At 55.0% G+C, this 11,608-nt stretch carries 11 protein-coding genes; 4 read left to right on the top strand and 7 right to left on the bottom strand.

Features of this window, described 5'->3' with window-relative positions:
- Nucleotides 1–98: 98 nt before the first annotated feature.
- Both ACR0IU_RS07435 and ACR0IU_RS07430 read right to left on the bottom strand, forming a co-directional pair.
- Nucleotides 99–1,559 (bottom strand): aldehyde dehydrogenase family protein, encoded by a 1,461-nt coding sequence (locus ACR0IU_RS07435; protein WP_480715802.1) that lies wholly within the window; start codon nt 1,557–1,559, stop codon nt 99–101.
- Nucleotides 1,560–2,582, bottom strand: coding sequence for a succinylglutamate desuccinylase/aspartoacylase family protein (locus tag ACR0IU_RS07430; protein WP_480715801.1), 1,023 nt, complete (start codon nt 2,580–2,582; stop codon nt 1,560–1,562). It abuts the gene before it with no gap.
- A gap of 125 nt (nt 2,583–2,707) precedes the next feature.
- On the opposite strand from ACR0IU_RS07430, the gene ACR0IU_RS07425 reads away from it, so the two are divergent.
- From ACR0IU_RS07425 to ACR0IU_RS07415, 3 genes are read left to right on the top strand one after another with little or no spacing between them, the layout of a single operon-like run.
- Nucleotides 2,708–3,802 carry a pyridoxal phosphate-dependent aminotransferase gene (locus tag ACR0IU_RS07425; RefSeq protein WP_480715800.1) on the top strand — a complete coding sequence of 365 codons (1,095 nt, stop codon included), beginning with the start codon at nt 2,708–2,710 and terminating at the stop codon, nt 3,800–3,802.
- Complete coding sequence (locus ACR0IU_RS07420) at nt 3,802–4,350, top strand: decarboxylase (RefSeq protein ID WP_170544048.1); 549 nt, start codon at nt 3,802–3,804, stop codon at nt 4,348–4,350. The genes ACR0IU_RS07425 and ACR0IU_RS07420 overlap by 1 nt, the downstream gene beginning before the upstream one ends.
- Nucleotides 4,347–4,919, top strand: a complete 573-nt coding sequence (locus ACR0IU_RS07415) for a thiamine pyrophosphate-dependent enzyme (protein WP_170475204.1) — start codon at nt 4,347–4,349, stop codon at nt 4,917–4,919. The genes ACR0IU_RS07420 and ACR0IU_RS07415 overlap by 4 nt, the downstream gene beginning before the upstream one ends.
- Here the strand turns inward: ACR0IU_RS07415 and ACR0IU_RS07410 are convergent.
- The 5 genes from ACR0IU_RS07410 to ACR0IU_RS07390 form a co-directional block, all read right to left on the bottom strand.
- Nucleotides 4,906–5,796 carry a LysR substrate-binding domain-containing protein gene (locus ACR0IU_RS07410; protein WP_170774352.1) on the bottom strand — a complete coding sequence of 297 codons (891 nt, stop codon included), beginning with the start codon at nt 5,794–5,796 and terminating at the stop codon, nt 4,906–4,908. The genes ACR0IU_RS07415 and ACR0IU_RS07410 overlap by 14 nt on opposite strands.
- Before the next feature lie 70 nt (nt 5,797–5,866).
- Nucleotides 5,867–6,448 (bottom strand): helix-turn-helix domain-containing protein, encoded by a 582-nt coding sequence (locus ACR0IU_RS07405; protein ID WP_480715799.1) that lies wholly within the window; start codon nt 6,446–6,448, stop codon nt 5,867–5,869.
- 173 nt (nt 6,449–6,621) lie between these two features.
- Nucleotides 6,622–7,401 (bottom strand): carnitinyl-CoA dehydratase, encoded by a 780-nt coding sequence (locus tag ACR0IU_RS07400; protein ID WP_480715798.1) that lies wholly within the window; start codon nt 7,399–7,401, stop codon nt 6,622–6,624.
- A gap of 3 nt (nt 7,402–7,404) precedes the next feature.
- Nucleotides 7,405–9,420: an acetate--CoA ligase family protein gene (locus ACR0IU_RS07395; protein ID WP_480715797.1), complete on the bottom strand. Its 2,016-nt coding sequence runs from the start codon at nt 9,418–9,420 to the stop codon at nt 7,405–7,407.
- Between the two features lie 7 nt (nt 9,421–9,427).
- Nucleotides 9,428–10,588 carry an acyl-CoA dehydrogenase family protein gene (locus tag ACR0IU_RS07390; protein ID WP_480715796.1) on the bottom strand — a complete coding sequence of 387 codons (1,161 nt, stop codon included), beginning with the start codon at nt 10,586–10,588 and terminating at the stop codon, nt 9,428–9,430.
- 96 nt (nt 10,589–10,684) lie between these two features.
- Between ACR0IU_RS07390 and ACR0IU_RS07385 the strand changes: the two genes are divergently transcribed.
- Nucleotides 10,685–11,602 (top strand): GlxA family transcriptional regulator, encoded by a 918-nt coding sequence (locus tag ACR0IU_RS07385; RefSeq protein WP_480715795.1) that lies wholly within the window; start codon nt 10,685–10,687, stop codon nt 11,600–11,602.
- Nucleotides 11,603–11,608: the final 6 nt, after the last annotated feature.

The raw sequence follows: 11,608 nt of genomic DNA, 5'->3' as shown, positions 1-11,608 counted from the left end.
CTCTAATACATCATATTTTTTTATTGATAGTGCCATCCATATGTCAATTAATTATTTCTTCGCAATTCTGCGTCCTGCCAATTTTTCGGCCAACACAATTAAAGGAACGGGTTGGATACAGGTGTTGTTCCGGTCCAGATTGACTTGACCTGCAGGAAATCGGTGATTGCGCCCGGTCCCAGTTCCCGCCCATATCCCGACAGTTTGACGCCACCGATCGGGCTACCTGGATCAACGCTGCGGTAGTGGTTGATGTAAACGGTGCCCGCACATATCGCTTCGGCAACTCGGGCGGCTTTCGCTGCATCCGTGGTCCAAACCCCGGCGGACAGTCCATAGTCGCTGTCATTAGCGAGCGCGATGGCTTCGTCCTCGGATTCAAAGGTGGTGATTGAAAGCACAGGGCCGAAAACCTCTTCTCGCCAGATCTGCATGTCCGGAGAGACCTGATCAAAGATCGTTGGCCCGACATAGTAGCCGCCAATCCCTTTCACTGTTTGGGTGCCGTCCAGCAGGCAATTGGCGCCATCTGCCTTTGCTTGTTCGATCATCGTAGTAACCTTTCTCAGATGCGGCTCATTGGCGAGCGGTGCAATCTGAGTGTTCGGGTCAAATGGGTCGCCAGGTATCAGTGAACGGGATCGTTCCAGCAGTCTCGAGATCATTGCGTCTTTGATCCGGGCTTCGACAATTAGCCTAGAACCTGCGACACAAGTCTGGCCATTTGACAGGAAAATGCCGGACATAACCCCGTTGATCGCCGAATCCAGATCACAATCGGCGAACACTACCTGAGGCGACTTGCCGCCCAGTTCGAGCGTTGTGGGCACGACCTGACCCGCGGCAGCCTGAGCGACCCTGCGGCCACCGATATCTGAGCCGGTGAAACTTACTTTGCGTGTCAACGGATGCCGAACAAGTGCCTCGCCAATTTCGTTGCCCCATCCCGTCACCACGTTCAACACACCCGGTGGAAGACCCGCCTCGCGGGCAAGTCGGGCGAATTCCAGGGTTGAGGCTGACGCCATTTCCGACGGTTTGACCACAACCGTATTTCCCGCGGCCAGAGCCGGAGCCAGCTTCCATGCCAGGATCATCAGGGGCGAGTTCCATGGTGTAATTGCGACCACCACACCGTAGGGCGACCAATGTCCTTCGCTTGTGACCCCAAGCGTGGAATTACTCTGCGGAACAGGGGCTAGTTTGCGCGCTTCGGCAGCAAAATGACGATACCAGGTATGCAATCCAGAAAATTGACCACGTACCTCGGTAATGCGCTTGCCATTATCCAGAATCTCCGGGTCAACAAGTTCTTCCCAACGCTCCTCAAGCACATCAGCCATAGCATCAAGCATGTCGGCGCGCCCTGATGCATCTAACTGAGCCCATGGGCCTGTGCGGAATGCAAGGTCGGCATCTCGTATCGCTACATCTGCCTCGGATGTGTCGCACTTGGCGATATGGCTCCAGACCTGTCCGGTTGCAGGGTTGATACTGGGTATGGTGTCCCCTTGCCAATCTATGAACTTGCCTGAAATGAATGGAGTGTAGGATCGCATTCAGTCTCCTTTCGACGCGTTCTGAGCTACCAGCGCCAGCAGATCGCCGCGACACACCATCCCGCGATTGCCATGCGCGAGCACAAATCCGCTGTTGGGAAAATTTAGTTTCAGAGCGGGTCGGCCAGGATTATCGGGAAAACGCAGATGCCCCGCCAAACCACCCGCCTGAACTTCTTGCCCAGCACAAACATATCGGTCGAATAAGCCATTTTCGGGGGCATAGAGTGAGTCATGCGGGGATGCGATCTCAACCTGCCGCGGGGGTGTTCCAATACCAGAGCTGCCTTCTAGAAGCCCGAGTTCGGTTAGGCAGCGCATCAAACCTGTTTCTGCGGCATCTACAATTTCGGGTGTAATATTGCCGCCACCGCCTAACTCGGTTGCGATCATAGGAACACCTGCGCGCTCTGCTGCTGCGTTGACTGAACGATTGTCATTATGTGCGCCCAATACCCAGATCAGCGGCAATCCGAACGCGCTGGCCAGATCAAGGTTCGCTTTGGTCAGCTTGGGGTCAGCACAGCGCGACGCCAGTGCGCAAGGTGTAAAGACCGAAGCCTTGCCGCCCGAATGCAGGTCGATTACCGCATCAACACGTGGCAGCAGCACTGTTTCCACATAGTGCGCCAACATCGCCGTTGGCCCGCCATCGGGGTCACCGGGAAAGGCGCGGTTCAGGTTTTGTCCGTCCAGCGGAGATACGCGTGAGGAGCTGGCGACTGCCGGAGCGTTCAGGGCTGGTATCATGATGATCTGCCCGGCAATCTGTGAGGGGTCCAGCCGCTCGGCTAGCCGCAATATTGCAGCGGGGCCTTCGAATTCATCACCATGAGTTCCACCTAGCAGCAGAACCGTCGGGCCGTCAGATCCGCGAAGACTGGCGATCGCAATGGGGTGATATCCCAGTGGCACGGTGTTGTCTGACCACTTCAGCATTAAATCCCCGGTCTGTTTGCCCGGGGAATCCAGATTGATGGTTGCATGCACTCTGCTGGGTTGCGTTTGTTTCGCCTCTGCCATGGCAGGTCCTTTGTTCAATATGCTCCCCATATACCATAATATTTTTGCAAGTGAATTGGCATATGAATAATTATGTGTGATATATTGAGTTGAGCAGCGTGATTGATCCGTTTCGAGGAAGCAATATGACCATAGTTCTGGCAAAATCTGGAATCGAAAACATCAAGCCACATATGGTGGGTGCGCCGATAGAAGCCGGGCAACCTGCGACCGTGCTGTTGAATTCCAACGAAAGTGTTTTTGGACCCAGTCCCAATGCGCGTGCGGCGGCGCGCGCCGCCATGAGCGATATTGAGCGCTACCTAGAGAACCCTGATCGTGTTCTTGCGCCCGCTATCGCGCGGCATTTCGATCTGGACGAATCTTGGATAACAACGGGACAAGGTTCGGATGATTTGCTGGCCCGATTGGCCAGAGCCTATTTGGGGCCAGGCACCGAGCTGATCCGAAGCGCAAACGGATATCTAAAAGTTCCAAACTACGTTTACGCAAATGATGCCGATGTAATTTCAGTCGCTGATGACGGCTTCAAGCCCTCGGTTGATCGAATGATTGATGCCGTGACCAATCGAACGCGGATTGTATATCTTGCGAACCCGGAAAACCCCGCTGGAACCTATTTGAACGGATCTGAGGTGAGGCGACTACACGCTGCGTTGCCCAAGGACGTGTTGCTGGTGATTGATGCGGCATACGAAGAATATGTCGACGCCGAAGACTATGAACCAGCGCACAAGCTGGTGGAAGAGGCCAGCAACGTTGTTATGTGCCGGACATTTTCTAAGATCTACGGCTTGGCCGGAGCGCGGGTAGGATGGGTGTTTGGCCCTCCGGATATCCTGGATAGTATTCGTCGTATTGCCTTGACTTTTCCCGTTGCTTCACCTTCGGCGGTTGCTGCGATTGGAGCGCTTGAAGATCGGGCGCACACACGCTTTGTGTTTGATGCCAATCAGCGTGGGCGCAAGTGGCTTTCGTCGGAAATGCAATCGCTGGGTTTGACGATAGTCCCAAGTCAGACCAATTTTCTTTTGGTCCATTTTCCTGATCCAGTGAAATCTGCAGAAGGGGTCGACCTCTTCTTGCGCCGGAATGGTATTGCAGTAAGGCGTTTGGCATCGGCGGCCTACAAGGATTATATTCGCATAACCATTGGGCGGCCCCATGAACTGCAAGCTGTGCGAGATGGTATTGCTGAATTTTTGAATGGGGCGGGCTAATGGGCGGATCACTTCAACCTGCCGCAAGTGCTCGGGATATTGCCTTTCCGTCGGGGGCTGGCATCATCGCCTGCATAAAGCAATCGGATATTCGGGAAATTGTTGCCCTGCCGGATATCGTCACAAGTGACGGCCTACTTTGGCCGATTTCGAAAGATCCCGATTTTCGCCTGACCCGCATCTGTAAAGAAGATGAGGGTGTTAGCATCTGTGGGGCGATGTCATACAACGGCACTCGGGCATTATTGATGATGCAGCAAACCGGGTTGATGGATTCTCTGAACGCCATTCGGGCAATTGGCATGGACTATGAGTTGCCCATCGTCATGATGGTCGGATTGCAGGGAAAAGAGCCCGATGTGCAACCCGACCAATCAGCTTCTTACGGGGTGCGGATTATCCAACCGGTGCTGGATGCGATGGAAATATCGCACTCACTGATCGAAGAGCCTGAAGATATTGATCATATTCCGCAAGCCGTCGATGAGGCATACAACGCGTCGTGCCCCCATGTATTCCTGATTGGACGGAGCCCGGAGGCAACATGATCATTGACCGTGATGATGCGCTTGCTGCGTTGATACCCCATGTGAATAAACGGGATATCGTTGTGGCCGTATATCAAAGCTGCTTTGATTGGCTGCAACTCAATCCTCGTGACCTGAACTATGTAGCGGTCGGAGCAATGGGTCAGGCCAGTTCGCACGGATTGGGGCTGGCGTTGGCAAATCCAGACAGGCGCGTGATTGTCTTGGATGGTGATGGCAGCCTGTTGATGAATCTGGGTTCTCTGGTCACGATAGCAAACTCAGGCGTAACCAATTTGTATCACTTCGTGGCGGCCAACCGGGTGTATGAGGTGAATGGTGCGCATCCGCTGCCCGGCGCTGATCGGGTAGATTTCGTCGGATTTGCGCGTTCAGCCGGATATGCCGGGTCGCAGGGTTTTCGCGAGCTGAAACTGTTTGCAGACGCGTTACCATATATTCTGAATACGCCGGGCCCTCAGTTTGTTTCGATGGAGATTCAGCCGGGCAAATCCTATCCACGTGACTATGACTATATTCACAGCGCAAAGGCGCGACAAAGCTTTCGGGATGCGCTCAATCGGAGCTAAGCGTGTCCTTCGCTATTTCGAGAAAGATATTTGCAACAGCGGATAGTGGTCTGTTGTTGGACCAGAAAAGCACTGTTTGAAAATTTAGAGGTGCAGCAAATGGCAGTACAGCGCATCCTGGAACGGTTTCGGAAAGGCCTTTGGACATTCCAACAATCGACACTCCAAGCCCTCGCGCGACAAGACGACAGACGCCATCCGTAGTTCGAGTTTCATATTTTAGGCTACGCGAAATCGATTTGGCATCGAAAAAGCGGTCAACCTCGAACCGGAAGCGAGATGAACCCATGTAGGATATAAAACTCTCATCCGCCAAATCTCGTGCGTGAATGACGGATTTGTCTTCCAGCCGGTGGCCCTTGGGCAAGACGCAGTATACATCGTCATCCGACAGCATCAGGCTGTTAAAAGATGGGTTAGACGGGACGCTGGACGTAATCCCAAAATCAAAACTCTGCGATACCAGCCATTCCACAGAATCGTCATTGGCCTCAAATTCCAACCGCGCCATAGCCTCGGGGCAGGCCAATGCGAATAAGCTGATCAGATCAGGGGCCAGTTGCGTTGCGAAGGCTGGGGTGGTTACCAGGCTTAGCCGCGCGTGTCCAAAACTGCCGATCGCTGTCGCCGCCTGCTTGATATGTTCCATACCGCTGACGGCTTGGCGCACTTCCTGTACAAGCAGTCGCGCTTCGTCTGTAGGAATCAGAACCCTTCCTGAGCGTTGAAACAGAGCAAATCCGACTTCAGCCTCAAGATCGGCGATTAGCCGACTAACTGCAGGTTGCGAAATGCCCAGCATTGTCGCGGCTTCTGTTACAGATCCGGTAGAAACCACGGATCGAAACGCATCGACCTGTCGAAAGGTAATTTTCATCCTCTAGGTCTTTTCACTCCCGGGTCGCTTAGGCAAGGGTTTCAGGCACGGTGCCGCCAGCAGATTGTCACTACTGTGGCCGGGTTGAAACGGTAATGAACTCGATCTCGTCCGATAGGATATCGTGTACTCCGTGTGGTAGTTTGGCGTCAAAGCTAAGCGTGTCGCCCGTCGCCATCAGAAATTCTTCGGCACCGCACAAATACCGGGCACGCCCTTCGATCATATAAATGAATACGTGTCCCTCGTGTTGGTATTTGGGCAAGGTGTTTTGGTCTTGCTTAGAAATACGGATGCGTGCGGATTGAAAGGACCCGCCCGGCCCGCTGTGCTTACCCAGTGTCAGGTAGTCATGTGCGTGGTCATGCGTAATTCGCCGCGACGGCAACCCTGTGCCTGCGGGAACATGGTGAACGTCTGCCGTGTGCTCGGAATGGCTGAACAACGCCATCAGAGATACTGACAAGGCATCGGCCAAAGCCTGCAGTGTGCCAAGAGAAGGCGAAACGTGGCCGTTCTCGATTCTGCTGATCATCGCCGTCGACAGGTTTGCCTGAGATGCCAGTTCTGTGACGGTCAGGTTTCGCTCTTGCCGCAGTCTTTGCAGAGTGCGCCCAATCTCCAGTTCAGTCTCAGGTTTTTTGTCCTGCATCAGGTCACGTTGATCCCAAATATATGCATAAAGCAATTTGTGACCTGATTTTCAGGCGTGTAAAGTATGATCTACTCAAAAATTGAGCTGACTTTGATGAACTAGCTCGACCTGTGTGATCAAGGGCTGTTCTTCTCGGATTCATTTACTTAGTTTGAAAACGAATGGGTTTGTTATTTCCCTTTCCAGACCGGGTCGCGCTTCTCAGCGAAGGCCCTTGCGCCTTCAAGCTGATCTTCACTGGAGTAAAGTACATCTACCGTACGCAACTGCCGTTTGGTGATGCGGTTCATCGCATCCTGAAACTTGCTGTCTTCGGCTTCGCGCACAACTTCTTTGATCGCTGCATAGACAAGTGGTGGTCCTGAGGCGAGCAGGCGCGCAAGCTCCCAAGCGCGATCCATGAGCTGATCGGAAGGCAAAATCTCATTGACCAATCCCCAGCGGTGGCCTTCTTTGGCATCGAACCAGCGACCTGTCAGAAGCAATTCCATTGCGATGTGATAGGGGATGCGTTTAGGCAGTTTGACGCTGGCGGCATCCGCGACGGTGCCAGACCTGATTTCAGGCAAGGCAAAGGTAGCGTGTTCTGAGGCCAGAATCATGTCAGCTGAAATCGCAAGTTCCAACCCACCCCCGCATGCAATTCCATTGACGGCGGCGATGACTGGCTTGTTGAGGTCGCGCAGTTCCTGAAGCCCTCCGAAACCACCCACACCATAATCCCCATCCACCGCGTCGCCGTCGGCGGCGGCTTTCAGGTCCCAGCCGGGGCAAAAAAACTTTTCTCCTGCACCAGTCAGAATGGCGACGCGCAATTCGGGGTCATCGCGAAACTCAGCAAAGACCTGCCCCATGACGCGGCTGGTGGCCAGATCGATGGCGTTGGCCTTAGGGCGGTCCAGAGTAACCTCAAGGATTGCGCCCTCGCGGCGGGTCTTGATCGGGTCCATATCTCAGGCCTTTCTGATTAGGGCATCCACTGCAACCGCGCGGGTCGGTGTGCAAAGAAGCGGGTTGATTTCGACCTCGCTAAGCGTATCGGCATTGTGCACGACATAGTTCTGAACAGCCAGAACAGCGGCAATGATCTCATCCATATCAGCCGCTGGTTGGCCGCGATAGCCAGCCAGAAGCGGAGCGATTTTTAGCGCGCCGAGCGCACCACGAATTTCATCTGGCGTCGTCGGTATCAGCAGCGAAGTGGTATCACGCAAGATCTCGGTCAGGACACCACCCGCGCCGAGGGTCAGAACAAACCCATGGGCGGGGTCGCGCACGACGCCGACCAGCAGTTCGGCCACGGTTCCCGAGATCATTTCTTCGATCAGGATCTCGTCGGTTCCGATTTCTGTGGCAACTTTCGGCACGTCAGAGGCCTGAACTCCCAATCGCACGGCGGCGTGTTCGGACTTATGGGCAAGTCCGACGCCCTTGACGGCGAAAGGCGCGTTCATCTCGTGTGTCGCGCATTGGGCTTCTTCTGCACTCCGAACCGAACGGTTCTGGGGCACACGCAGACCATGTTCTGCCAGTGCCTGTTTGGCGTCCGCTTCGGTCAAAATTCGTTTGGCTTCAAGGTCGCCTGGTAAGCAGATTGGTTCGTGCGATGGCGCACAGATCTGACCCGCGGCCCGAGTAGCAGCGAGAGTTTCACTTAAACCCATGAACGGAACCACTTCACCCGCCATCAAGGTTTGCGCGACATCCTCTGGCAGAAGTTCGGGCAAGGTCGCCGCCACAGCAAATCGTGCGCCGGTTTCTTCTCGTACTTTGAGTGCCGCGTTCGTTGCACAAGCCCAATCCGTCAAGTCGGTGGTGGGATAGTCGACGATCGAGATGGTCAGATCGATATCGTCCCCGGTCATCCCGGCCCAGGCCCTCGCCATTGCTGCCTCGTCGCGCCAGACATACGTGTGATAGTCGAGCGGATTGTTCAGCGCGACCATCGGACCAAGCGCATCGCGCAATCGGGTTTCTTTGTCTTGGCTCAGTTTGGGAAAGCTGAGGCCTGTGCCAACTGTCATATCCGCGATCAGGCTTGCCTCGCCTCCGGAACAGCTGATCGATGCAATGTTGGCTCCTGTTAACGGTCCATAGCAGTGCAGCAATTTCAGCGTTTCCAGAAACTCTGGGAGAGACTTTAGTCGTGGGATGCCTAACCGGTTCAGCAAAGCCTGCGCGCCCGCGTCGCTGCCCGCCAGTGAAGCGGTATGTGACACAGTCGCTGCCTGCGCCTGTTCAGACGCACCAACCTTCAGCGCGATCAGGGGAACGCTTTTCTCAAAAGCTTTGGCGGCAAGGGCTTCCCATTCGCGGACATCCTTAAAGCCTTCGATATGCAGACCTACTGCAGTGACCCGCGGGTCATCGATTAGCGCTGCAGCGATCTCTGCCTGGCTGGTTTGTGCCATGTTTCCACAGGTCACCATATAGGCAATGGGCAAGGCACGGCGCTGCATGGTCAGGTTGATCGAGATGTTTGAGCTTTGGGTCAGAATGGCGACGCCGCGCTCAACTGGAACTGCTCCATGTTGGTCAGGCCATAACAGCGCCCCGTCCAACGCGTTGATAAAGCCATAACAGTTTGGCCCCAGAATGGGCATGGAACCAGCCACTTTGATCAACTCTGATTGCAAGTCTCCACCCGTATCATCCTCGGCCACAGCTTCCGAGAATCCAGATGCAAAGCAAACTGCACCACCGCTGCCCATTTCGGACAAAATCTGTACCGCCTCAATCGTGGCGTGTCGATTGATGCCGACAAAGGCGGCATCCGGGGCGGAGGGCAGGTCCTCAAGCCGCGCGTAGGCTTTGTACCCCGCGAGTTCAGCCGCCTTGGGGTGGATGGGCCAGATGTCCCCGGCATACCCCATGAGTTGGGATTGCTGGATAACCTGCTGGCACCACGCACCACCTCCGATGACCGCTATGGATTTCGGACGCAGAAGGCGAGAGATATCCTTGCTCATCTACGCCTCAGGCACCCAGAGGCCGCAGCAGATCACGGCTGATGATGTGGCGTTGAATTTCGCTCGTGCCGTCCCAGATTCGTTCGACCCGCGCATCCCTCCAGAACCGTTCGATCGGGAAATCGTCCATCAGCCCCATCCCGCCATAGATCTGCAGCGTGGTATCCGTCACCCGCGCCAGCATCTCCGAAGAGTAGACTTTGGCCGACGCAATCTCGCGGTTTGAGGGCAAGTCCTGATCCAGTCGCCATGCGGCTGAGAGTGTCAGCCAATCGGCGGCGTCGATCTCGGTGATCATGTCGGCGATCTGGAAGCTAACACCCTGAAACTTGCCGATTGGTTGGCCAAACTGCTTGCGTTCAGCGGCGTAATTCAGCGCGTAATCAAAACAGCGCCGCGCCCGCCCGACTGAGAAGGCAGCGACCGTCAGGCGCGTCGCGTAAAGCCATTCGTTCATCACGGCGAAACCGCCATCGACCTCGCCCAAAACCTGTGCGTCTGGCAGGCGGCAATTGTCGAAGTACAGGATGTAATTCTTGTAGCCCTTGTGGCTTACCGAATTGTACCCCTCGCGCACCTCAAAACCCGGCGTACCCCGATCCACAAGGAAGGTGGTGATACGCTTTTTTGGGCCTTTCGGGGTTTCATCCACACCTGTTGCGATGAACACGATGAAGAAATCAGCATGTTCTGCGCCTGATATGAAGTGTTTCGAACCGTTTACGACCCAATCGTCGCCATCGCGAACCGCCTGGCATTTCATGCCTCGGACGTCCGAACCCGCGTCGGGTTCGGTCATCGCCAGCGCGTCCATTTTTTCACCGCGTACAGCGGGCAACAGATAGCGTTCACGCTGCTCGTCATTACACGCCATCAGAATGTTTTGCGGGCGACCGAAGAAATGGGTCAATGCCATGGACCCGCGACCCAGTTCGCGCTCAACCAGAGTGAAGTCGAGATGCGACAGACCTGCACCGCCCACTTCTTCAGGGAAGTTGCAGGCATAAAATCCCAGATCGATGCACTTCTGCTTGATCTGTTCGCCCAATTCGGGCGGGACTTGGCCGGTCCGTTCGACCTCGGCCTCATGCGGATAGATCTCATTCTCGACAAAACTGCGCACGGTCGAGACGATCATGTCCTGTTCTTCGGATAAGCCAAATTGCATAACGCGGTTCCCCTGATGCCTGATAGAGAATGAAACGGCATTGTCAGAACCCATGACATGCACTAATCGTAGATAATCATGCCGAGTTAGAAAAAATTGACTGAGACCTACAACTTTTTGCTGTTCGATGGTTTCTCGAACCTGTGCCTTGCCAACATGGTTGAGCCGCTGCGCGCCGCGAACACTTTGGCGGGGCAGCACCTCTATGCCTGGCAATTCTATTCGCCAGACGGTGCACCTGTGGAAAGTTCCAGTGGGTTGCAGGTGGCACCTCACGGTACCATCGGGGCTGCAGTGGGCGATGCTCTGATCGTCATGCCGTCATATGGATATCTGGAGCATTCCGTTTCAGAAACGTTGCGCGCTTTGCACCGTGCGTCAAGTCGACATTCTCGGCTGGCTGGCCTGGATACCGGAAGTTGGTTGCTTGCTGATGCAGGTTTGTTGAACGGGTATCGCGCAACCATTCACTGGGATGAATTATCGCGGTTCGAAGAGGCATTTCCAGACGTTGATGCCCTGCAAGAGCGCTTTGTGATCGACCGCAACCGGATCACCTGTTCCGGCGCTATGGCGGCTTATGATCTGGCCACGGCGCTGATCCTTGCGGACCATGGACCATTGCTGTCGATGGAGGTCGCGCATCTTCTGATGAACCGCGGTGAACCAAGCGCTGCTTCGCCACAGATGAAATCCGAAGACAGGCTTGTGAATAGGGTGCTGGGCGTCATGCAAGGCACATTGGATGCGCCGGTATTGATAAAGGATATCGCCCGCCAACTCGGGTGTTCTCAAAAGAAGATCGAAATCCGTGTTTTGGCCGAACTGGGTGTAACACCGCAGGCGCTCTATCGTCGCTTGCGTCTGAATCTGGCGCGCAAACTTGCGGTCGAGACCCAACAATCCGTGGCCGAAATCGCCAGCCGCTGCGGGTATGAAAACCCCAGTGCCATGACGCGTGCGTTCCGGGCTCAATTCGGGCAGACACCGACTGCCTATCGGAACGGCGGGTAGCTTCCG

The sequence above is a fragment of the Ruegeria sp. CL5 genome, assembly GCF_056536485.1.
Note: the sequence above shows the minus strand (reverse complement) of the source record. Positions and strands in the feature narration are given on the sequence as shown.

Bases quoted from the DNA above. Each gene is read 5' to 3' on its own strand.
- ACR0IU_RS07435 (WP_480715802.1), bottom strand. From the start codon at position 1,559: ATGCGATCCTACACTCCATTCATTTCAGGCAAGTTCATAGATTGGCAA.
- ACR0IU_RS07430 (WP_480715801.1), bottom strand. From the start codon at position 2,582: ATGGCAGAGGCGAAACAAACGCAACCCAGCAGAGTGCATGCAACCATC.
- ACR0IU_RS07425 (WP_480715800.1), top strand. From the start codon at position 2,708: ATGACCATAGTTCTGGCAAAATCTGGAATCGAAAACATCAAGCCACAT.
- ACR0IU_RS07420 (WP_170544048.1), top strand. From the start codon at position 3,802: ATGGGCGGATCACTTCAACCTGCCGCAAGTGCTCGGGATATTGCCTTT.
- ACR0IU_RS07415 (WP_170475204.1), top strand. From the start codon at position 4,347: ATGATCATTGACCGTGATGATGCGCTTGCTGCGTTGATACCCCATGTG.
- ACR0IU_RS07410 (WP_170774352.1), bottom strand. From the start codon at position 5,796: ATGAAAATTACCTTTCGACAGGTCGATGCGTTTCGATCCGTGGTTTCT.
- ACR0IU_RS07405 (WP_480715799.1), bottom strand. From the start codon at position 6,448: ATGCAGGACAAAAAACCTGAGACTGAACTGGAGATTGGGCGCACTCTG.
- ACR0IU_RS07400 (WP_480715798.1), bottom strand. From the start codon at position 7,401: ATGGACCCGATCAAGACCCGCCGCGAGGGCGCAATCCTTGAGGTTACT.
- ACR0IU_RS07395 (WP_480715797.1), bottom strand. From the start codon at position 9,420: ATGAGCAAGGATATCTCTCGCCTTCTGCGTCCGAAATCCATAGCGGTC.
- ACR0IU_RS07390 (WP_480715796.1), bottom strand. From the start codon at position 10,588: ATGCAATTTGGCTTATCCGAAGAACAGGACATGATCGTCTCGACCGTG.